The sequence below is a fragment of the Neorhizobium sp. 2083 genome (genome assembly GCF_031455615.1).
Lineage (GTDB): Bacteria > Pseudomonadota > Alphaproteobacteria > Rhizobiales > Rhizobiaceae > Neorhizobium.
The window spans coordinates 1,124,596-1,145,383 of record NZ_JAVDTC010000001.1 but is presented as its reverse complement, the minus strand read 5'-3'; the positions used below and the strand labels follow the sequence as shown (position 1 = coordinate 1,145,383).

Here is a 20,788-nt window from a genome sequence, read left to right as displayed (position 1 = left end):
GCATATGTCTCTTCGCGGCGCCCTCGGTGGCGCCGCGGCCTCGTCGATTTTGCCGTTCAGGATATCCGTTTACGCCGCGGTGAGGTCCTTGAGGAAATCGTCGCACCAGCGCGTCACGTCATGTTCGAGGAGATGTTCCATCATCCGGCTCCAGCGTTCCTTGCGTTCTTCGATCGGCATGTTGATGCCACGTGCAATCGCATTCGCGGTGCCTTCTATGTCATAGGGATTGACCAACAGCGCCCCGCGCAGTTCGCGCGCGGCGCCCGCAAACCGCGACAGCACCAGAACGCCCGGGTTTTCCGGGTCCTGTGCCGCGACATATTCCTTGGCGACGAGGTTCATGCCGTCGCGCAGCGGCGTGACGAGCCCGATCCTGGCGAGCCGATAGAGACCCGCCAGAACCGGCCTGCCGATCGAGCGGTTGATATAGCGGATCGGCACCCAGTCCACGGTGCCGATCGCACCGTTCACCCGGCCGGCCTGTTCGGCGACCATGCGCTGCATCTGCTCGTATTCCGGCACTTCCGAGCGGGATTTCGGGGTGATCTGCAGGTAGGTCACACGGTTATGGTGGGCCGGATTGGATTTGACGAAGTGTTCGAAAGCGTCGATGCGCTGGGTGATGCCCTTGGAATAATCCAGCCGGTCGACGCCGATGATCAGGTCGCGGCCTTCGATGCTCTGCTTGGCTTTTCGCACGATGATATTGCTGGCCGCTTTCTTCGCATATTCGGCAAACGCGGCGGTCTCGATGCCGATCGAATAGAAGCCGCCCTTGAACGTGCGCCCGTAGGAGCTCAGCCTGCCCCCTTCCAGGGCGTCGCCGATGCCTTCGCGCACGAGCCCTCCGACGAAATTGGCAAGGTCGTGGTCTGTCTGGAATCCGACGAGATCGTAATACGACAACCCCCTCATAATCTCCTCGTGAACCGGCATGGTGAACAGCACGTCGGCCGGCGGCCAGGGGATATGCAGGAAGAAGCCGATCCTGTTCTTGAGGCCCATCTGGCGCAGCTCCGCGGCAAGCGGAATCAGGTGATAGTCATGGATCCAGATGACGTCGTCTTCCTGGATGAGCGGCGCCAGCCGGTGGGCGAAGAAACGGTTGACGCGGAAATATCCCGCCATTTCCTTGCGCCCGTATTCCGCCAGGTCCATCCGGTAATGACAGATCGGCCAGAGCACCCGGTTGGCGAAGCCATGGTAGTACTCCTCGACATCCGTCTTGGTGAGATCGGTCAGCGCATAGGTGATGTTGCCATGCTGCTGCATATCGAGCGGCGCCGGCTCCTTCGCTCCGCTGGATTTGCCGGACCATCCCATCCAGATGCCGCCGTGCTCCTCCAGTGCGGCCTGCAGCGCGACGGCCAGTCCGCCGGCGGGAGCCTCGCCGCTCTTTTGCGGAAGGGAGACACGGTTCGAAACGACGACAAGTCGGCTCAAGATATTGTCCTTTCAACTCAGGCGGAGGCGGGTTTTATGCCACTCGCCAGGGCGGCGATCGCTGCGCGCAAAGCTGCAGCCGAGGGCAGGGTGGATTTTGCCAGGGTCTCTGCCGCGGTTTCGGCAATGCGGATGGAATGGCCGCCAAGCTCGTTGGCGGCGCGGAACATCGCCTCGTCGGTGACGTCGTCGCCGATGGCGATCGGCGCGCGGCCCCTGAACGGTGGCTGATCGAGGAAGGCCCGCAGGGCGTGGCCCTTGCTGGCATGGGCAGGCCGGATCTCCATCACCATCTTGCCATGCTGGAGCGTGAACCGCGGTCCTGCCATGGCGAGGTAACGCGGCATGGCAGCCTCCACCGCTTCCCGCTGTTCCGGCGCCTGCCGGTAATGAGCGGCAACCGCGGCGCCCTTGTCCTCCACCAGGACACCCGGCCATTGTCGCGCCTCGCGGGCCAGTGCCGCCTTCAGATCCCCGAACGCGGCATCCACTTCGATCCTGTTGATCGCGCCGGCGGGGTCGCGGCGCTCGGCGCCGTGCAGGCCTGCAACGGAAAACTTGTACGGCGTGAAAAGCTGGTCCGCATAGGCAAGCGCACGGCCCGTAACCAGCGCCAGCGCGCCGCCGAGCTTCACGGAAAGACGATGCAGGTTTTCCGGAAGATCCGGTGGGATACGGATTGCGTCCGGGGTCCCGGCAAGATCGATCAAGGTGCCGTCGATATCGAGAAAGAGGGCCCACCGCTCCGGTTCGAGCGCGAGTCCGGCAAGAATGGGATCGCCCGACGGGAGCACTTCTGCCGTGTCCGGGCTCGACTGTTCTTTACGCGACATGGGGGCCTATCTAGGCCGCGAAAACGCGGCGGCAACCTCGAAAGACCACAGCCTGTCGCAAAAAGTGATACCGGCTTTGCCAAAAAACCGTCATGAAGCTATCGAATTCATGTTTCGTTAAGCGTTTGTCGAGACGCTGAACTTGTTGGATTTTCAGGCCGCGGACGGGCGGCAATGTCGGGAGCAGAAAGACCCATGTGTCGTTGGGCAGCCTATCGCGGCGAACCGCTTTATCTCGAAGAGCTCGTATCTTCGCCCGCCCATTCCCTGATCGAACAGTCCCATTGCGCAACCCGTGCCAAGACCGCGACGAATGGCGATGGTTTCGGCATCGCCTGGTATGGCGACCGGCCGGAGCCCGGCCGTTATCGCGATATCCTGCCGGCCTGGTCCGACTGCAATCTCAAGAGCCTGGCGCGGCAGATCCGCTCGCCGCTCTTCCTCGCGCATGTGCGCGCGGCAACCCATGGCGCGACGCGGCGTGACAACTGCCATCCTTTCGTGCAGGGCCACTGGTCCTTCATGCATAACGGCCAGATCTCCGGCTTCGAGCGCATCCGCCGATCCATGGAGGGCATGCTCTCCGATGCGCTGTTCGAAGCCCGAACCGGCACGACGGATTCGGAGCTTCTCTTCCTGCTCGCGCTGGAATTCGGTCTTGATGCCGATCCCTTGAAAGCCATGGAGAAAGCGATCGCCACTGTCGAGGATCTGTCGCTCGAAAAGTCAGGCGAGGCCCTGGTGCGTTTCACCGCCGCCTATTCCAACGGCCGCGAGCTCTATGCGGTGCGTTATGCCACCGACCACAAGCCTCCGACGCTTTATGCGGCGCCGATGGGCGGCAAGACAGGCTATTGCCTTGTATCCGAACCGCTGAACGACGACGTCGATACCTGGGCGGAAATCCCGGACGGAAGCTCCGTCATGATCGGCGCCGAGGGGATGCAGACCTCGCTCTTCCGGCCGAAGGCGCTCTCCGAAGCGGCCTGAAATTTATCCGAGCTTCGAGGCGATCAGCGCCGCAAGGCGTTCCGCCACCTCGTCCTTGCCGAGATCCGGCCATTCGTCGACGCCCTTTGCGCTGATGATCTTCACCCGGTTGCGCGTGCCGCCCATGATGCCGGTCTCGGGCGACACGTCGTTGGCGACGATCATGTCGGCGCCCTTACGCTCCAGTTTCGAGCGGCCGTTCTTCTCGACGTCCTGGGTCTCGGCGGCAAAACCGACCACGAGCTTCGGCCGCTTTTCGTGATGGCCGACGGTTTTCAGGATGTCGGGGTTTTCGGTCAGCAGCAGGGGAGGTGGTGCTGCGCCCGGCTGCTTCTTGATCTTCTGGTCGGCCGAGGAGGCGACGCGCCAGTCGGCGACAGCTGCCACCATCACCGCGATATCCGCCGGTAGGCGTGAAATCACCGCTTCCAGCATTTCCTCGGCGCGCTCCACATGCACGGTGTTGACGCCGGCCGGGTCGGCAATGGTCACCGGTCCGGAAACGAGCGTCACGTCCGCGCCGAGTTCTGCGAGTGCCGCCGCAATCGCATGCCCCTGCCGCCCGGAGGAGCGGTTGGCGATATAACGCACGGGATCGATCGATTCATGCGTCGGGCCGGATGTGACGATCGCCGTTTTGCCGGCAAGTGGCTTTGGTGCGCCGTCCAGCAGTTTGACCGCTGCCGCGACGATTTCCAGCGGCTCGGCCATGCGGCCCATGCCGGCCTCGTTGCTTTCCGCCATCTCGCCCGCCATCGGCCCGATGAAATGGATGCCGTCTGCTTTCAGGGTTTCGACATTGCGCCTCGTCGCAGGTGCCACCCACATTTTCGGGTTCATGGCGGGCGCGACCAGCACCGGCCGATCGGTCGCGAGCAGCACGGCGCTGGCAAGATCGTCCGCCAGTCCATGCGCCATCTTGGCCAGGAGGTCGGCACTGGCGGGTGCGACGATCACGAGGTCGTTGTCGCGGGCAAGCCTGATATGGCCGACATCCTGCTCGTCCTCGCGGGAAAACAGGTCGATATAAACGTGGCTGGCGGAAAGCGCGCCGACTGCAAGCGGCGTGATGAATTCCTGCGCCGCCTTGGTCATCACCGGCCGCACGGAGGCGCCCCGCTCGCGAAGCCGGCGGATCAGGTCGAGGCTCTTGTAGGCCGCGATGCCGCCGGAGATGATCAGAAGGATGCGCTTGCCGGAAAGTTCCATACCGTTACCCGATGCCATAATGGCCGGAAGGCCATAGTGGCCGGAAGCTAAGCTTTCGGTCGCCAAGTTGCAATTGCCTTCCGCGTCGCCGGTGTCTTCGGAACCGATGCAGCGGATGCGAGTTGAGCGGCAAAGGAGAGCCGTCATGAGAAAGAAGATCGTTCCGAAAAAGGTCGCGGGGTTCAAGGTACCCAAGTCCGTGCGCAAGTCGTCGTTGTTGCGCAACATGCTGGCGAGCCGCGCCGGCCGGCAGATGCTGGCCAACGCGCTCGTCGCCGCAGCCAATGCCGCAGCCGCCGTCCTGACCGATGACCGCGCCGATATCCGTAAGCCCAGCAGGACCAAAGGCCGTAAACGGGCGCTTGCCGCAGGCGTCGCCGGCGAGGCGATCGAGAGCGCAACCGCTGCCGCCACGGATGTCGTCACCAGTCCGATACGTCCCCTCTTCCAGGCAAGTGCGAAGGCCAAGGCGGGGCGCATTTTCCAGGAGCCGGTCACGCACTGAAGCGAAGTAATGCGCGCATCTTGCGCCGATTTCCGGCCTGCGCTAATCCTGTTGGCGGCCGGATGCGGCCAGCCGCCCGCGGCGCCAAGGCGCCAAGGTGAACGCATCCCACCGCCTCTCATCCTTTGCCAATCCGGCCAACGATGACGAACGGATCAGTAATGCGGGCGCTGATTGACGGACCCGAGGGTCCTGTTCGTCTGTTGAAAGGAAGATGAGATGCGCGATTTCCGCGATGCAAAACTGATGGCCAAAAGTCTGCGTCAGGCGCTGGCCGAGCGTAAGGTTGAGCTAACGCATGGCCAGGTCCTGGAGCTGGTTGCGGCACAGTTCGGTTACGACAATTGGAACGTTCTTGCTGCAAAGATAGACGCGGCAGAACCGCAGCAAAAGAAACCGGACGCGGTTTCGATCCAGCCGGCCATTCCGATCTTCCGGATATTCTCCGTCGACAAGGCGATGGAGTTTTACCGCGATTTCCTGGGCTTTACCGTGGATTGGGAGCATCGCTTCGGCGAGAATTTCCCGCTCTATTGCCAGATTTCGAGAAGCGGCATGCTGATGCATCTTTCCGAACATGCGGGCGATGCCTCGCCGGGAGCGAGGGTCTTCGTGCCGATGACGGGAGCGCGGGCCTTCCAGCAGGAGCTGATCGGCAAGAACTACCCATATATGAAGCCGGGGCTCGAACAGGCCGATTGGGGTCTGGAGGTGACGGTCATCGACCCGTTTAACAACCGTATCACCTTCTGCGAACGGGAGATCAAGCCGCAGCCTTGATCAGGCAAGACTGGCATATTGCGCGCGATCGGCGGATGTTTGGCGGTCGCGCGCTCAACGACGTCATGCCGTTTCTCTCGCTGGTCCTCGCATTGCAGGAAGGGCATCCCATCGAGACGCTAGATTTTCTTCCTGGCAGCGGCGAGCGGCTCGGTCGTCAGCTTGAAATCGGCCATTTCCTTCGCCGTCAGGTAGTAGAGCCTGTCCGGCGGCGTCTCAAGCGCATGGATCCAGAGGCCCGCACCTATCCCCATCTGCTCCAGATGCCTGGCGACCCTCGCAGTGGTCGCCTGTGCGGCAGACATGGCCTGTTCCGCAGACGGCCTGTTCTTGGCTCCATTGAACACCTGGTGAACGCCGATCACCGCATCCTTCTCCGCCAGGCGGCCGATGCCGCCGGCAAATACGACCGGGCAGGATGAGGCGCAGAGGGCTTTCGATGAAACCCTTGTGTCGAGCTTCCTGTCGCGGATCAGCTTCGACATGGCGAGCGCGTCGTCCACCGAGCCGCCGGGGGAATTGAGCGCGACCGTCTTCACATATTCGCCGCGCGTCTCGATCTCTTTGGCGAAGCGGGCGGCGGCGCCGAGGTCGATCGTTCCTTCTGCAAGCAGAACGCCGCCCGAAGTGAGCTCGAATGTCATAGGCTTGCGCAGCACTTCCTTCGGACTGGCCGGCTGCACCGGCGGAGCGGCCGGCACGCCCTCGGTCAAGGCCGGCGGCAGCACGGGCTGGTCTTCGTGCATCGGATCGAAGCCGGGAAGGGCGGCGTTCATTGCCGTCATATCGCGAATATCGACGACGAGGAAAATCGCTGCCGCCGAGAGCAGCAGATAGAAGGCGCCGCGCATCAGCACGCCCTCATCGAGCTTCCTGATCGCCTCACCGATCCTCATGCGACCGGTCCCGGCTGCGCGATTTGAGGTCGATGGCGGTTATGTTGTTCGGTTCTTGCTCCGGCGTCGAGCCGGGGCCTGGCTCGGGCACCGTCGCCGGTGTTTCGCTTTGCGGCTCTGCCTTGGCGACGGCCTGTTCGATGTTCACGCCGCCGGCGGTAACGGCGCGTTGCACTTCCAGCGCCCGCAGAAGCTCGGCGGCGGTGATCCGCTCGGCGAACGGCAGGTTCTCCTCCTGGCGGCGGATGGCGCCATGCACGACGGCGAGGATGAACACCATCACGCCGGGCAGGAGGTCGATGGAGATCGCACCTGCCCAGGCCGGAATGAAATCCTGCGCATAATGCAGCACGGCTTCGGCGGACGAGAGCGGCACGAAGCGGCGTTCTTGAACAGGTGGGCGGCTGAGGATTTCGTCGGCCGCCTTGGCAAGCGCCCTGGACTGGGCGCTGACCGAGGCGCGGACGGTGTCCATCACCTGGTTCTGGCGGTTGACAAGATCTGCCGCGCCGCCATCCGGGACCGGCGCGATGAAGCCGAGCGAGAGGTCGTCCGCCGCGCGGCGGATGGAGGGCGCAATCGAGGTCTGCGCCAGCGAGGTGATGACACCGGTCAGCGCCACGGCCTCGGTGGAAAACTGGTCGGCACGCGGCTCGATCGTGCCCGGCGCGGAAACCAGGGAGCGCATCGTCTCAAGCCGCTTCTGGCCTTGAGCGAAAAGATCGTCCACCTGCTCGCGGGAGGCGTTGATATTGGCTGCAAGCGACTTCATCTGCGCCGACATCTGGCTGAGGAGCTGCACGACGCTGCCTGAACCCGTGGTGCCGGTCAGCGAACCAGACTGCCGTTCGACGCCGGCGAGCTGCGAAAAGCGCTCGGAAGCGCGCTGGATGTCCGGCAGCAGGCTCTGTGCGGCCAGCGCATTCTGATGGGCGCGGTCGAGATCGGCGGTATAGTCTTCCACGGTTTCGGAAAGATGCTGTTCGACGGCCGCGGAACCGGCAAGCGCCGCCGCGTTCAGCCAGCTGGACATCGCAAGGATCATCGCCGCGCCGACCGCCATGACGCCGAGCATGGCCGTGCGGCCGGCACGGGTCGTCACATGCGGATAGAACCGGGCCATATAGGACCAGAAGGCATAGATGCCGACCGAGACCGAGGCAGAATAGATCACTGCTGCAAAAAATACCGCTGTCGGCGATCCGTCGAGAATGCTGCGTGCGCCGAGATAGGTGTAGACGCCTGAGGCAAGCGCCAACACGGCTAGCGCAAAACGGGTCATCGTCTCGACGGCGGCGACGCCGTCATGCAGGCGTCGAGTTGCGGCTAGCGCCATGAATTATCTCCGGAAAGCCCTTCCAAAAGGAATGTATTCCTTAACAGAGAATGAGAACCCGGCGGAATAAAGGCCGCTTTAGAGTTGCAGCATGGCGAAAGCCCCTGCGAAGCAGGGTTTCTCGGTCGTAGGGGAACCAGGCGGAGGCGCGTCGGCCGTCAGCCGAGGGTGAAGGCGAGGTAGAGCAGCGATAGTGCGATGATCCACAGCGCCACGCGCCCGGAGCGGTTGTGGCGGGCTTCCGACTTGCCGATCGCCTCGGCCGTTTCCGGGTCGAAGCGCAGGCCATGCTCGCTCATATGCACCAGTCCCTGATGCAGCTGTTCCGTCTTGGCTGCGATCTCCGGCAGCGCCTCGGCGAGCTTGACGGCGGCTTTGACGCCGTCGCGCAGGTCGGAAACGATCCGTTTCGGGCCGAGATTGTCACGGATCCACTGACCGACGACCGGCTCCGACGCCTTCCACATGTTGAAGCGCGGATCGAGCATCCGCGACACGCCTTCGACCACGACCATGGTCTTCTGCAAAAGGATCAGTTCGGTGCGGGTCTGCATCTCGAAAAGGTCGGTGACCTCGAAAAGCAGCGCCAGCAGCCGCGCCATGGAGATCGTCTCGGCCGGCTGGCCGTGGATCGGTTCGCCGATCGCCCGGATCGCCTGGGCAAAGCTTGCGACATCGTGGTGGGCGGGCACGTAACCCGCCTCGAAATGCACCTCGGCGACGCGCAGGTAGTCGCGGGTGATGAAGCCGTAGAGGATTTCGGCAAGGAAGCGGCGCTCCTTCTTGCCGAGCCGCCCGACGATGCCCATGTCGACGGCAACGATGGTACCGGCGGAATCGACGAAGAGATTGCCGGGATGCATGTCCGCATGGAAGAAGCCGTCCCTGAGCGTATGGCGCAGGAAGGACTGGATCAGCACTTCGGCAAGCTTTTCGAGGTCGTGGCCGGCGGCACGAAGCCCTGCCACATCGGACATCTTGACGCCGTCGATCCACTCCATGGTGATCACGTCGCGACCGGTGCGTTCCCAATCGACCAGCGGCACACGGAAACCCTGATCGTCCTTGGTGTTTTCGGCGATCTCCGAAAGTGCCGCCGCCTCCAGGCGCAGGTCCATCTCCACCTTGGTCGTCTGTTCGAGCGTCCGCGTCACCTCGACGGGTCGCAACCGGCGGCTGGAGCGCATGAAGCGTTCCTGCATCCGCGACAACAGATACATGCTCTCGATATCGTGCGCGAAACGCTGGCGCACACCGGGACGCACCACTTTCACCGCCACCTTGCGGTCATTGACGATACAAGGGTGGACTTGGGCGATCGAAGCGGCGGCAATCGGTTCGCCGAAGGAGGCATAGAGGTCGCCGATCGGCCGGCCGAGCGACGCCTCGACCGCGGACTTGGCCGTCTCGGTCGGAAAGAAGGCCATCTGGTCCTGCAGCATGGCAAGATCGACGGCCCAGTCGACGCCGACCACGTCCGGGCGGGTCGCAAGGAACTGGCCGATCTTGACATAGGAGGGGCCGAGCCGGTCGACCGCGCGGGTCAGGCGCTCGCTGCGCGCCTGCGTCTTGGAGCGGAACCGCGCCAGGGGCTCGACCAGCGCTTTGACGAGGCCGACGGAGGGAGGCATGTCCTGGGTCGGCAGAGCCGAGACCACGCCCTCACGCACCAGGACCCAGCCGACACGGGCAAGCCGGAAATAAGCGCCGATCGTGCTCATGCGTTCAGAGTTTCCAGCCGGAATGCAGCGCTGCGATGCCGCCGGTATAGTTCGTGTAGGTAACCCGCGAAAAACCCGCATTGCGGATCATCGCCGCGAAATTCTCTTGGTTCGGGAATTTCCGGATCGATTCCACCAGATACTGGTAGGGCTCGGCATCGCCGGTGATCATCCGGCCGAAACGCGGGATCGCCTTGAACGACCATTCCTCGTAGAACCGTTCGAGAAGCGGCATCTCGACTTCGGAAAATTCCAGCACCAGCAGCCGTCCGCCGCGTTTGAGCACCCGGTAGGCCTCCTTCAGCGCCACGTCGATATGCGGCACGTTGCGAATGCCGAAGGCGATCGTATAGGCATCGAAGGAATTCGCCTCGAAGGGCAGGGACTCGGCGTTGGCCTCGACAAAGGTGAGGTTCTCCGAAAGGCGCTTCTTTTCGGCCCGCTCGGCGCCGACCGCCAGCATCGAGCCGTTGATGTCGAGCACGGTCACATGCGCCTTGCGATCGGATGCCTCGACGATCCGGAACGCGACATCACCGGTGCCGCCCGCCACATCCAGGGTTTTGTAGCCGACATCTTTTCTCGGGTTGAGCGAAGCGATCAGCGCGTCCTTCCAGACGCGGTGCATGCCGGCCGACATCACGTCGTTCATCACGTCGTAGCGCTTGGCGACCTTGTGGAAGACGTCGTTGACGAGCCCTTGCTTCTCGCCGTCCCCCACCTTGCGGAAGCCATAGGATGTTTCCATGCCACCCTCGGCGCTTATACGGGCGGCGCTGGTGCGGGCTTCGGTCATCGGTGAACTCCTAACGTCTCTCTTCTGGTCGGCGACCATAGCGAAGTCGCTCAACCCGCGCTATCTGTGGCACGTATTCATAAGATGGGTGCGACATCCGGTCCGGTCTATAGACCAGGCGCGATATCGTTGAAACAGGAAGTTAGTCAATCATGCCCGAATTGCCAGAGGTGGAAACCGTCCGGCGCGGTCTTGCTCCGGCAATGGAAGGCGCCGTGGTTGCCAGGCTGGAGCTCAATCGTCCGGACCTGCGCTTTCCGCTGCCGGAAAATTTTGCCGATGCCGTCGGGGGGCGCCGCATCGTCTCGCTCGGCCGGCGCGCCAAATACCTGCTGATCGACCTGGAGGATGATCTGACGGTGATCAGCCATCTCGGCATGTCGGGGTCGTTCCGCATCGAGAATGAGGCGCTTGGCGAATTTCACCATCCCCGTTCGAAGGATCAGAAGCACGACCACGTCGTGTTCCATCTGAAGCGCGACGAAAGACCGCTCCGCGTCATCTACAACGACCCGCGCCGGTTCGGATTCATGCAGTTGTGGAAGCGCAGCGAGCTCGATCTCTATCCGGCTTTCGCCGAACTCGGGCCGGAACCGACCGGCAATGCGCTCGACGCCGACTATCTGGCGGCTCGGCTGGCGGGCAAGAGCCAGCCGCTGAAGGGCGCGCTGCTCGACCAGACGGTGATCGCCGGCCTTGGCAACATCTATGTCTGCGAGGCGCTGTGGCGCTCGCACCTCCTGCCGACGCGGGCCGCGGGAAGCGTCGTGACGAAGACCGGCAGGCCGACCAAGGAACTGGTCCTGCTCAATCAGTCGATCCGCGACGTCATCGCCGATGCGATCGCCGCCGGAGGATCGTCGCTGAGAGACCATATCCAGACGGATGGCTCGCTCGGTTATTTCCAGCACTCCTTCTCCGTCTACGACCGGGAAGGCGGGGCTTGCCGCACGCCCGGCTGCGGCGGTACCGTCGCGCGCATCACTCAGGCGGGCCGCTCCACCTTCTATTGCCCCGCCTGCCAGAAATAACGGCTGCCATAATACCGGTACCGGAAACATAAAGAGGAGACACCAGATGAGCTACGAAACCCTGCTGACCGAGATCCGGGGCGCCGTCGCGCTCATCACCCTCAATCGCCCGAAGGCGCTGAATGCGCTCAACTCGACCGTGATGGCCGAGCTGACTGAAGCGCTCTCCGCATTCGGCAAGGACGAGGCGATCGGTGCGATTGTGCTCACCGGCTCGGAAAAGGCCTTTGCCGCCGGCGCCGATATCAAGGAAATGCAAGGCATCGATTTCGTCGAAGCCTATGTGACCGACTTCATTTCGGGCTGGGAGGCGATCGCCGCCACCCGCAAGCCGATGATCGCCGCCGTCTCCGGCTTCGCGCTCGGCGGCGGCTGCGAGCTCGCCATGATGTGCGATTTCATCATCGCCTCGGAAACCGCCAAGTTCGGCCAGCCGGAGATCACGCTCGGCGTCATTCCCGGCATGGGCGGCTCGCAGCGGCTGACCCGCGCCGTCGGCAAGGCAAAGGCGATGGACATGGTCATGACCGGCCGGATGATGGATGTGGCGGAAGCGGAGCGGGCGGGGCTCGTGTCGCGCATCGTTTCGCCGGATCGGCTGGTCGACGAGGCGGTCGAGGCGGCGGCGAAGATCGCCTCCTTCCCGCGTGCCGCGGTGCTGATGGCCAAGGAGGCGGTGGGCCGTTCTTTCGAGGGCACGCTTGCCGAAGGTCTGCGTTTCGAACGCCGGCTCTTCCATTCGCTGTTTGCAACTGCGGACCAGAAGGAAGGCATGGCGGCCTTTGTCGAAAAGCGCAAACCGCAGTTCTCGAACCGCTAGATCGCAAAAGGGGTGGGCCATCCGCCAAAATGCGCGTTGACTGGGGCGGGTATTCCGGTTATATGCCCGCCCACAGTTGGGAAAGCCTGATCATGGCTTCCTCTATTGCTCCCGAATTGCTGGATTGATGGTCGCAAGGACCGGCGCGGCAACGGCGGAGTTTGGTTCGAATTCGTAGAGAGGCATGAAATGGCCAATACAACTTCGGCGAAAAAGGCGACCCGCAAGATCGCACGCCGTACCGCAGTCAACAAGTCCCGCCGCTCGCGCGTTCGCGGCTTCATCCGCAAGGTCGAGGAAGCGATTGCTACGGGTGACGTGGCCGTTGCCGCCGAAGCCCTCAAGGCTGCCCAGCCGGAGATCCAGCGCGCCGCTTCCAAGGGCGTGCTTCACAGCAATACGGCATCCCGCAAAGTGTCCCGTCTTGCTGCACGTGTGAAGGCCCTTTCGGCCTAATAAATTTCACAAACTGTATCATAATGAAGCCTGGTCCTCCTGACCGGGCTTTTTGTGATTCTCTCAGGCCTCCTTATATTTATCCGGCTCATTAACAATTTCGTGTCACCGGCGTGACAGAAAATATTGATATAAATCAATGGTTTGTGAGAGGTCTATGAGTCCGTGGGTGACTTTGGCGATGGCCAAAAGCCCTCAGATCGAGTCAAGAACATTTTTATTTTTTCTGTGAACAATCGCTCAGAATGTATGTCATTTTTGAATCCCATTGATTCAACAGCGATTCTCCATGAAGGCCTCTGTGACATTCAAATCACGCTCGCGGAGTCAACGCCCGGCTCTTAATTTTGCGTAAAATTCATCATTGATCTTGGCATTTGATCCTGCCTAAATGGCCTTCAGCAAGGGGCGCGGGGATTACTTCAAAGGGCTGCCGGTAACCGTCAAGTGTACGACGGCGAGCAGACTTTTGCCCTTTGCAACGGGATCAACTCGCCCGTTTTCCTGATAACCATCGGTTGCGGTCCGGAAATTGGCATTTTCCGGAAACGGTCGATTTTTGTCAACGTAATCCGGTTCGGCACCCGGATGAAGGAGGTGGAAGAAGTTTGGACGGCTCACGATGAGGGTGAGGGCGTTCATATATGTGGGGTGGCTCCTGCAAGCGCAGACCGTTACGAGGCGGGCTGGGCGGGACTTTTGATCGGCTGCGAGGACGAGAGAGAGTTTTTGAAAAAAGGGGACGGGCGGCGACGGTTCTCAATGATTGGGAATGGTTTGCTATGCCTTGAAACGAAGTTTGTTCTGGCGGCGTTAACGAGAACCGCCAGGCTACGAGATTTGGAAGGCGGCGAATTATGCATATGAATACTATCTCGGCCCGTGCAGGTAATGGGGACCACGCGCGGCAGGCATTTGATCCAAGTTGCTCCCAGGCGGCAGGGGAAACGACGGAAATGAAGCATGATGCTCTTTTTGAGCGGTTCAGCGCACGTCTTAAGGCGCAGGTCGGCCAGGATGTTTATGCAAGCTGGTTCGGACGTTTGAAGCTGCATTCCGTCTCGAAGAGTGTTGTTCGGCTCACGGTGCCGACCACCTTTCTGAAATCCTGGATCAATAACCGCTATCTCGATCTCATCACCACTATCTTCCAGGCGGAAGATGCGGAAATCCTGAAGGTGGAAATCCTGGTGCGCAGCGCAAGCCGCAGCACCAAGACAGCTGTAGCAGGCGAAGAGCGCACTCTTGCGCCGGAACCGGCCGTCGCTGCCTCGTTTCCGCGTCCTCAGGCACCCCGCGAGATTGGTAAGATTGCTGCTTTCCCGACCCCGGCGGCTTCACCTACGCGTTCGGCGCAGGCTCCGGGCCCGCTGTTCGGCTCACCGCTCGACAGCCGCTTCACCTTCGAGACCTTCGTGGAAGGCCCGTCGAACCGGGTAGCGCTCGCCGCTGCAAAAACGATCGCGGAAGCCGGCGCCAGTGCGGTTCGGTTCAATCCGCTCTTCATTCATTCGGGCGTTGGCCTCGGCAAGACGCATCTTCTGCAGGCGATTGCCAATGCGGCGGTCGGCAGCGAGCGCATGCCGCGGGTCGTCTATCTGACTGCGGAATATTTCATGTGGCGTTTTGCGACGGCGATCCGCGACAACGACGCGCTGACGCTCAAGGACTCGCTGCGCAATATCGATCTGCTGATCATCGACGACATGCAGTTCCTGCAGGGCAAGATGATCCAGAACGAGTTCTGCCATCTCCTGAACATGCTGCTCGACAGTGCCAAACAGGTAGTGGTAGCTGCCGACCGCGCGCCGTGGGAACTGGAATCGCTGGATCCGCGCGTCCGCTCCCGTCTGCAGGGTGGTGTGGCGATCGAAGTCGAGGCGCCGGACTATGAAATGCGCCTCGAGATGATCAAGGGTCGTCTGGAGACAGCACGGCAGGACGATCCGTCGCTCGATATCCCCGCCGACATCCTGAGCCACGTGGCCCGGAATGTGACCGCCAGCGGTCGCGAGCTGGAAGGCGCGTTCAACCAGCTTCTGTTCCGTCGGTCTTTCGAGCCTTCCCTGTCGATCGAGCGCGTCGATGAACTGCTCGCCCATCTGGTGGGTGCGGGCGAGGCCAAGCGCGTCCGCATCGAGGACATCCAGCGCATCGTGGCGCGTCACTATAATGTGTCGCGGCAGGAACTGGTCTCGAACCGCCGCACCCGGGTCATCGTCAAGCCGCGCCAGATCGCCATGTATCTGTCGAAGACGCTGACGCCGCGCTCTTTCCCCGAGATCGGCCGCCGTTTCGGCGGTAGGGACCATACCACCGTCCTGCATGCGGTCCGCAAGATCGAGGAATTGATTTCGGGTGACACGAAGCTCAGCCACGAGGTAGAACTGCTGAAACGGCTGATCAACGAGAACAACGCTTAAACATCCATGTTTCTTCTCTCGGTAGCGACGATCTGGGCCGTGGCGTGCATAACGCCGGGGCCCAATACGCTTCTGGTCATGCGTTATGCGCTGACTGCCCCGCGGCGCGTGCCGATCGTGGCGGCGATGGGAACGATCACGGGCACGCTTTGCTGGGGTCTTGCCGGCTGGTTGGGGATCAATGTCCTCTTCCAGGCTGCACCCTTTGCCTATGTGGCGCTCAAGGTCGTGGGCGGCCTCTATCTCGTCTGGCTCGGATTGAAGATATTCCTCGATGCGCGGAAATCGCGTCAGTCGGCTGATATCGCGGCGGCGCGTGTCGAAGTTCCGCTGAAGACCGCCTATCGCATGGGGCTGGCGACCAACCTCGCCAATCCGAAATCGGCGCTCTTCGTGGCCAGCCTTTTTGCCGCGACAATGCCGGCCGGCACCCCCTTCCTCTATGGCCTTGCGGCGATCGCCGTCATGGTCACGGTTTCGACGATCTACTACACTTTCCTGGTCGCGTTGATCACTCACCGCACGGTGGCGGCCGCCTATCTCAAAGCCAAGAAGAGGATCGATCTCGGCGTCGGCATGGTCTTTGTCGGCTTCGGTACGAAGCTGCTGATGTCGCAGCGCTGAGGATCATGAATGGCCGCCTCGAAAGATCCGACAGGCAGCTTTTATAGCCAAAACGCAGTGACCTACGCGGCAAGTTCTGCCCCGAACATGCGCCGCCTCGATATCTTCCTCTCGAAGCTCGCGCCCGGCGCCGTGATCCTCGAACTCGGCTGCGGCAGTGGGGGCGATAGCGCCGTCATGATCGCGCGGGGTTTCGACATTATGCCGACCGACGGCACTCCAGAGATGGCGGAAGAGGCGTCGAAAAACCTGGGCAGGCCGGTCGATGTGCTGCGTTTCGGGGATATCGACGCGGTCTCGGCTTTCGACGGCATATGGGCCAATGCGTGCCTGCTGCATGCGCCGCGCGCGGAGCTTGGCGGCATCCTCGGCCGCATCCACGAGGCCTTGCGGTCGGGCGGGGTGTTTTACGCCAGCTTCAAGGCTGGCGAGGCCGAAGGTCATGACAGCCTTGGGCGCTACTACAACTATCCGTCCAGGGACTGGCTAAGTGCCGCTTACGGGGCTTTCGCCTGGACCTCTGTCCATATCGACGAAGAGCAGGGCAGCGGGTACGACAACAAGCCGACCGACTGGCTGCACGTTCTTGCGGTAAAGGCCTGAGGCCTCTCAGCAGGCGAGATCGGCCACCACAGCGTCGAGAATCAGCATGCCGGCCGGCGTGCAGCGCAGCCGCGAATTGCCAAGCCGTTCGATGAAGCCGTGCTCGAGCAGCCGCTCTTCGCGGACCGGGTCCGGATCGCGGCCGGAAAGCTGCTGCCAGCGGGCGAGATCCACGCCTTCCCGCAGACGCAGGCCCATCAGCAGCAATTCGTCGGCCTGTTCCTCGTAGCCGAGGATTTCCTCGTCCAGCATGCCGTGGCCGATGCGCTCCACCTGGTCCAGCCAGGTTTCCGGGCGCCGCTCGGTAGAGGTCGCAATCTTGGTTCTGCCGCGCGTCAGGCGGCCATGGGCGCCAGGGCCAATGCCCGCATAGTCGCCGTAACGCCAATAGGTCAGGTTGTGGCGGCTTTCGGCACCCGGCCGCGCATGGTTGGAAACCTCGTAGGCAGGCATGCCGAACCGCTCGGTAATCTCCTGCGTCGCCTCGTAGAGCGCCGCCGACTGGTCGTCGTCCGGCACGATCAGCTTGCCGGCCTTGTGCAGGCCATAGAAGGGCGTGCCTTCCTCGATGGTCAGCTGGTAGAGCGACAGGTGATCGACGGCATAGGAGACCGCTTCCGTCAGCTCCGCTTCCCAGGCCTCGACCGTCTGTTTGGGCCGGGCATAGATGAGGTCGAAGGACATGCGCGGAAAGATCTCCCGCGCCAGCCTGATCGCCTTCAGCGCATCGGCGACATCATGCAGCCGACCGAGGAATTTGAGGTCCACGTCGTTGAGCGCCTGTACGCCGAGCGAAACGCGGTTGACGCCAGCGTCACGATAACCGCGGAAGCGTGTCGCCTCGACGCTGGACGGATTGGCCTCCATGGTGATCTCGATACCATCGGGCACATGCCAGTGCCTGGCGATGCCGTCGAGGATCGCCGAAACCGTCGCGGGGTCCATGAGCGAAGGCGTGCCGCCGCCGAGGAAGATGCTGGTGACGGTCTTCGGCCCGCTCATGCGCCGCATCACTTCCATTTCCTTGAGGAAAGCGGCGGTGAAGCGCGGCTGGTCCACCGGCTGGTGGCGCACATGGCTGTTGAAGTCGCAATAGGGGCACTTGGCCGCGCAGAACGGCCAATGCACATAGACGCCGAAGCCCGGCTCGCCTGTATCGGGCAGAAGGGTATCGCGCAAAAGAGGAGCGGCTGAATTCAAGGCGCCTCAAGCCTCCAGGCAGGTTTCGACGAAACGCTTGAAGGCACGGGCGCGATGCGACAGCGCCTCGGGCTCGCCGGGTTTCCAGCCATGTTTCTGATCGCTGCTCATTTCCCCGAATGTAATATCATAGCCCGCCGGCTGGAAGACCGGATCATAACCAAAACCCTCGCTGCCGCGCGGCGGCCATGCCACCGTCCCTTCCACCTCGCCGCGGAACATTTCCGTGTGCCCATCCGGCCATGCGAGGCACAGTACGCTGACGAAACGACAGGTCCGTTGCTCCGGCCTCGTAGCACCGCGCTCCTGCAGCGCCTTCTCGACCTTTTCCATCGCCATCTGGAAGTCGCGGCTGCCGTCCTCGCGCTCAGCCCAGTTGGCGGTATAAACGCCCGGAGCCCCGTCGAGAGCATCGATAATGATACCGGAATCGTCCGACAGCGCCGGCAGGCCGGAGGCCCTGGCGGATGCAAGCGCCTTGATCGCGGCATTTTCCGCGAATGTGGTGCCCGTCTCCTCGGGCTCTTCGAATTTCAGTTCGGCCGCGGATTTGGCCGAGAAGCCGAAGGGGCCGATCAGTTCGGCGATCTCGCGGATCTTGCCGGCATTGTGGCTGGCCACGACGATCGTCTTGGTATCGAGCTTGCGCATGACATTTCCTATTCGATATCCCAGAGCCTCGGCTCTGCGCATTCCAGGCTGTTGCCGGCCGGATCGCGAAAATAGATTGAGCGGGCACCGTTCGGCCAGCGGAAATCGCTTTCGATCGCAATACCTGCCTTGTTGAGCTTTTCCTTGATCAAGTCAATCGCTTCGCCGGTCATGCGAAAGCAGATATGTCCCGGTCCGGTCGTTCCGTGGGGCGGGACGGGCAAACCTCCGGGCGGATGCGGCTTTACCGTCTCCGCCGGATTGAAGATCAGAAGGATGCCTGGACCGCAGCGGAAGAACACATGCCGGTTAGCTGCGCGAAGAACCTTTTCCAGGCCGAGAATGCCGCCGTAGAACGCCTCGGCGGCATCGAGATCGTCGGTGTAGAGCGCAGTTTCGAGAATGCCTTCGATCAAGCCGCACTCCCTTCGGCCTTAGCCGATCGCCTGCTTCTGCATCGCCACCAGTTCCTGCGTACCGTCTTGAGCGAGAGCCAGCAGCTTCAGGAATTCTTCCTGGCTGAAGGGTTTGCCCTCCGCGGTTCCCTGCACCTCGACGATGCCGCCGGAGCCGGTCATCACGAAATTGGCGTCCGTTTCGGCGGCGGAGTCCTCGATATAATCGAGGTCGATCACCGGCTGGTTGGCAAAGATACCACAGGAGATCGCTGCGACGTGATCCTTCAGCACCTTCTCGACTTTGATCATCGAGCGGGCTTCCATCCATTTCAGGCAGTCGTAGAGCGCGATCCAGCCGCCGGTGATCGAGGCCGTGCGCGTGCCGCCGTCTGCCTGGATGACGTCGCAGTCGACGGTGATCTGTTTTTCGCCGAGCGCTTCGAGATCGACGACGGCGCGGAGCGAGCGGCCGATCAGGCGCTGGATCTCCTGGGTGCGGCCGCCCTGCTTGCCGGCAGCGGCTTCGCGCTTCATGCGGTCGCCGGTGGCGCGCGGCAGCATGCCGTATTCGGCGGTCACCCAGCCCTTGCCGCTGTTGCGCAGCCACGGCGGCGTCTTTTCTTCCAGGCTCGCGGTGCAGAGCACATGCGTATCGCCGAACTTCACGAGGCAGGAGCCTTCCGCATGTTTGGAGAAATTGCGCTCGAACGAGACCTTGCGCATCTGGTTCAACTGTCTGCCTGAAGGCCGCATGCTTCACTCCCTGGATTTCTGTTTCCGCCTTCTAAGGCCCCGGCCAAGCTTTTGCAAAGAAAAAGGCCGGTAAGAGCTTGCGGGGCGACTGACTGTGGCGGCGGCGATTTTCCCTTTGGCTAAGGCGCGGGGAATGACTATATTTTCCGGAAGGATCAATGGAAAGGTGAAGGTTTAGATGGGATTTTCGGCATCGACGGGTAGGGACAGCGGCTCTGTGCTCGACGATCGTTCGCGCGAAATTTTCCGTCGCATCGTGGAAAGCTATCTGGAAACGGGAGAGCCGCTCGGTTCCCGCAATCTTTCCCGCCTGCTGCCGATATCGCTGTCGCCGGCTTCCGTGCGCAACGTGATGAGCGACCTCGAGGAACTCGGTCTCATCTACTCCCCGCATATCAGCGCCGGCCGCCTTCCGACCCAGTCGGGGCTGCGCTTTTTCGTCGATGCCTTCATGCAGGTCGGGGACCTGTCCGCCGAAGAGCGCGCCAGTATCGATCGGCAGATCCGGCCCGCGGATCGCGATCAGCCGATCGAGAGCCTGATGGCGGAAGCAACCCGGATGCTCTCAGGCGTCTCGCGCGGCGCCGGCATCGTCATCACCACCAAGAGCGACCCGGTCCTCAAGCATGTCGAATTCATTCGCCTGGAGCCGACCAAGGCGCTCGCGGTGCTGGTCGGCGATCATAACCAGGTGGAAAACAGGATCATCGAACTGCCGGCCGGCGTGACATCGTCGCAATTGACCGAAGCAGCCAATTTCCTCAATGCCCATCTGAGCGGCCAGACGCTGCCGGAGCTGCGCGGCCAGTTGAAGACCCTCAAGGACCAGGTTCAGGGCGAGCTTCATGCGCTTTCCCAGGAGCTGGTGGAACGCGGTCTTGCGGTCTGGTCGGGCGACAGCGAGGAGGGCAAGCCGACCCAGCTCATAGTGCGCGGCCGCGCCAATCTGCTCGAAGGCCTGGCGGACGTTGCCGATCTGGATCGCTTGCGGCTGCTTTTCGACGATCTCGAAAAGAAGGACAGCCTGATCGAGATTCTCGACCTTGCCGAAAAGGGGCCGGGCGTCCGGATTTTCATCGGCTCGGAAAACAAGCTGTTTTCCCTCTCCGGCTCGTCGCTGATAGTCGCGCCCTATCGCGACGGCGAGGATCGGATCGTCGGTGCCGTCGGTGTTATCGGCCCGACGCGGCTCAACTATTCGCGCATCGTGCCCATGGTGGACTATACCGCCCAGCTCCTTGCAAGGCTGTCGCGCTGAATTCGCGACGAGCAGGCCCCAAGTTTCCCCGCAAGCCTTGATTTTTTCACCTTTAACCT

The 20,788-nt window shown here is 62.2% G+C and carries 22 protein-coding genes; 10 read left to right on the top strand and 12 right to left on the bottom strand.

Annotated features, from left to right (window positions below; translation table 11 throughout):
- Positions 1-69: 69 nt before the first annotated feature.
- Both otsA and otsB read right to left on the bottom strand, forming a co-directional pair.
- Positions 70-1,446 (bottom strand): alpha,alpha-trehalose-phosphate synthase (UDP-forming), encoded by a 1,377-nt coding sequence (gene otsA / locus J2X76_RS05890; RefSeq protein ID WP_310214001.1) that lies wholly within the window; start codon positions 1,444-1,446, stop codon positions 70-72.
- Between the two features lie 17 nt (positions 1,447-1,463).
- A complete protein-coding gene (gene otsB, locus J2X76_RS05885; protein ID WP_310213999.1) occupies positions 1,464-2,279 on the bottom strand; it encodes a trehalose-phosphatase in 816 nt (271 codons plus the stop codon).
- A gap of 195 nt (positions 2,280-2,474) precedes the next feature.
- On the opposite strand from otsB, the gene J2X76_RS05880 reads away from it, so the two are divergent.
- Positions 2,475-3,269 (top strand): class II glutamine amidotransferase, encoded by a 795-nt coding sequence (locus tag J2X76_RS05880; RefSeq protein ID WP_113284950.1) that lies wholly within the window; start codon positions 2,475-2,477, stop codon positions 3,267-3,269.
- A 3-nt stretch (positions 3,270-3,272) separates the two neighbouring features.
- Here the strand turns inward: J2X76_RS05880 and coaBC are convergent, their stop codons facing one another.
- Positions 3,273-4,478 carry a bifunctional phosphopantothenoylcysteine decarboxylase/phosphopantothenate--cysteine ligase CoaBC gene (gene coaBC / locus J2X76_RS05875; protein ID WP_310213996.1) on the bottom strand — a complete coding sequence of 402 codons (1,206 nt, stop codon included), beginning with the start codon at positions 4,476-4,478 and terminating at the stop codon, positions 3,273-3,275.
- 145 nt (positions 4,479-4,623) lie between these two features.
- Here coaBC and J2X76_RS05870 point away from each other — a divergent pair, with 145 nt between their 5' ends.
- On the top strand, positions 4,624-4,983 hold the full coding sequence (locus J2X76_RS05870) for a hypothetical protein (RefSeq protein WP_310213994.1): 360 nt from the start codon (positions 4,624-4,626) through the stop codon (positions 4,981-4,983).
- Between the two features lie 219 nt (positions 4,984-5,202).
- Positions 5,203-5,763, top strand: coding sequence for a glyoxalase superfamily protein (locus J2X76_RS05865; protein ID WP_113125522.1), 561 nt, complete (start codon positions 5,203-5,205; stop codon positions 5,761-5,763).
- A 119-nt stretch (positions 5,764-5,882) separates the two neighbouring features.
- Here J2X76_RS05865 and J2X76_RS05860 read toward each other — a convergent pair whose 3' ends face one another.
- From J2X76_RS05860 to ubiE, 4 genes are all read right to left on the bottom strand, one after another.
- A complete protein-coding gene (locus J2X76_RS05860) occupies positions 5,883-6,659 on the bottom strand; it encodes a hypothetical protein (RefSeq protein ID WP_113125523.1) in 777 nt (258 codons plus the stop codon).
- Positions 6,646-7,995: a hypothetical protein gene (locus J2X76_RS05855; RefSeq protein ID WP_310213991.1), complete on the bottom strand. Its 1,350-nt coding sequence runs from the start codon at positions 7,993-7,995 to the stop codon at positions 6,646-6,648. Before J2X76_RS05855 ends, J2X76_RS05860 begins: the two co-directional genes overlap by 14 nt.
- A gap of 158 nt (positions 7,996-8,153) precedes the next feature.
- Positions 8,154-9,716 carry a 2-polyprenylphenol 6-hydroxylase gene (gene ubiB, locus J2X76_RS05850; RefSeq protein WP_113125525.1) on the bottom strand — a complete coding sequence of 521 codons (1,563 nt, stop codon included), beginning with the start codon at positions 9,714-9,716 and terminating at the stop codon, positions 8,154-8,156.
- 4 nt (positions 9,717-9,720) lie between these two features.
- Positions 9,721-10,512: a bifunctional demethylmenaquinone methyltransferase/2-methoxy-6-polyprenyl-1,4-benzoquinol methylase UbiE gene (gene ubiE, locus J2X76_RS05845; protein ID WP_310213989.1), complete on the bottom strand. Its 792-nt coding sequence runs from the start codon at positions 10,510-10,512 to the stop codon at positions 9,721-9,723.
- A gap of 152 nt (positions 10,513-10,664) precedes the next feature.
- On the opposite strand from ubiE, the gene mutM reads away from it, so the two are divergent.
- The 3 genes from mutM (at position 10,665) to rpsT (ending at position 12,819) form a co-directional block, all read left to right on the top strand.
- On the top strand, positions 10,665-11,543 hold the full coding sequence (gene mutM / locus J2X76_RS05840) for a bifunctional DNA-formamidopyrimidine glycosylase/DNA-(apurinic or apyrimidinic site) lyase (RefSeq protein WP_310213987.1): 879 nt from the start codon (positions 10,665-10,667) through the stop codon (positions 11,541-11,543).
- A 46-nt stretch (positions 11,544-11,589) separates the two neighbouring features.
- The gene (locus J2X76_RS05835; protein ID WP_310213985.1) at positions 11,590-12,363 is read left to right on the top strand and encodes an enoyl-CoA hydratase; all 774 of its coding nucleotides are present in this window, start codon (positions 11,590-11,592) and stop codon (positions 12,361-12,363) included.
- 189 nt (positions 12,364-12,552) lie between these two features.
- Positions 12,553-12,819 carry a 30S ribosomal protein S20 gene (gene rpsT / locus J2X76_RS05830; RefSeq protein ID WP_007763374.1) on the top strand — a complete coding sequence of 89 codons (267 nt, stop codon included), beginning with the start codon at positions 12,553-12,555 and terminating at the stop codon, positions 12,817-12,819.
- 417 nt (positions 12,820-13,236) lie between these two features.
- Here rpsT and J2X76_RS05825 read toward each other — a convergent pair whose 3' ends face one another.
- Complete coding sequence (locus tag J2X76_RS05825; protein WP_162732040.1) at positions 13,237-13,461, bottom strand: hypothetical protein; 225 nt, start codon at positions 13,459-13,461, stop codon at positions 13,237-13,239.
- A gap of 215 nt (positions 13,462-13,676) precedes the next feature.
- Here J2X76_RS05825 and dnaA point away from each other — a divergent pair, with 215 nt between their 5' ends.
- Genes dnaA through J2X76_RS05810 form a run of 3 tightly spaced genes read left to right on the top strand, consistent with a single transcriptional unit; the run spans position 13,677 to position 16,469 of the window.
- The gene (dnaA, locus tag J2X76_RS05820; protein ID WP_113284941.1) at positions 13,677-15,242 is read left to right on the top strand and encodes a chromosomal replication initiator protein DnaA; all 1,566 of its coding nucleotides are present in this window, start codon (positions 13,677-13,679) and stop codon (positions 15,240-15,242) included.
- A 39-nt stretch (positions 15,243-15,281) separates the two neighbouring features.
- Positions 15,282-15,866 (top strand): LysE family transporter, encoded by a 585-nt coding sequence (locus J2X76_RS05815; RefSeq protein ID WP_310213979.1) that lies wholly within the window; start codon positions 15,282-15,284, stop codon positions 15,864-15,866.
- 9 nt (positions 15,867-15,875) lie between these two features.
- Positions 15,876-16,469, top strand: a complete 594-nt coding sequence (locus J2X76_RS05810; RefSeq protein WP_310213977.1) for a class I SAM-dependent methyltransferase — start codon at positions 15,876-15,878, stop codon at positions 16,467-16,469.
- Between the two features lie 6 nt (positions 16,470-16,475).
- On the opposite strand, the gene hemW is transcribed toward J2X76_RS05810, so the two are convergent.
- Genes hemW through rph form a run of 4 tightly spaced genes read right to left on the bottom strand, consistent with a single transcriptional unit; the run spans position 16,476 to position 19,471 of the window.
- Positions 16,476-17,669 carry a radical SAM family heme chaperone HemW gene (gene hemW / locus J2X76_RS05805; protein ID WP_310213975.1) on the bottom strand — a complete coding sequence of 398 codons (1,194 nt, stop codon included), beginning with the start codon at positions 17,667-17,669 and terminating at the stop codon, positions 16,476-16,478.
- A 6-nt stretch (positions 17,670-17,675) separates the two neighbouring features.
- A complete protein-coding gene (gene rdgB, locus J2X76_RS05800; RefSeq protein WP_113125534.1) occupies positions 17,676-18,320 on the bottom strand; it encodes an RdgB/HAM1 family non-canonical purine NTP pyrophosphatase in 645 nt (214 codons plus the stop codon).
- 8 nt (positions 18,321-18,328) lie between these two features.
- Positions 18,329-18,736, bottom strand: coding sequence for a VOC family protein (locus J2X76_RS05795; protein ID WP_113125535.1), 408 nt, complete (start codon positions 18,734-18,736; stop codon positions 18,329-18,331).
- A gap of 18 nt (positions 18,737-18,754) precedes the next feature.
- A complete protein-coding gene (gene rph, locus J2X76_RS05790) occupies positions 18,755-19,471 on the bottom strand; it encodes a ribonuclease PH (RefSeq protein ID WP_113125536.1) in 717 nt (238 codons plus the stop codon).
- A 178-nt stretch (positions 19,472-19,649) separates the two neighbouring features.
- Here rph and hrcA point away from each other — a divergent pair, with 178 nt between their 5' ends.
- On the top strand, positions 19,650-20,729 hold the full coding sequence (hrcA, locus tag J2X76_RS05785) for a heat-inducible transcriptional repressor HrcA (RefSeq protein WP_113125537.1): 1,080 nt from the start codon (positions 19,650-19,652) through the stop codon (positions 20,727-20,729).
- The last annotated feature ends 59 nt before the right edge of the window (positions 20,730-20,788 follow it).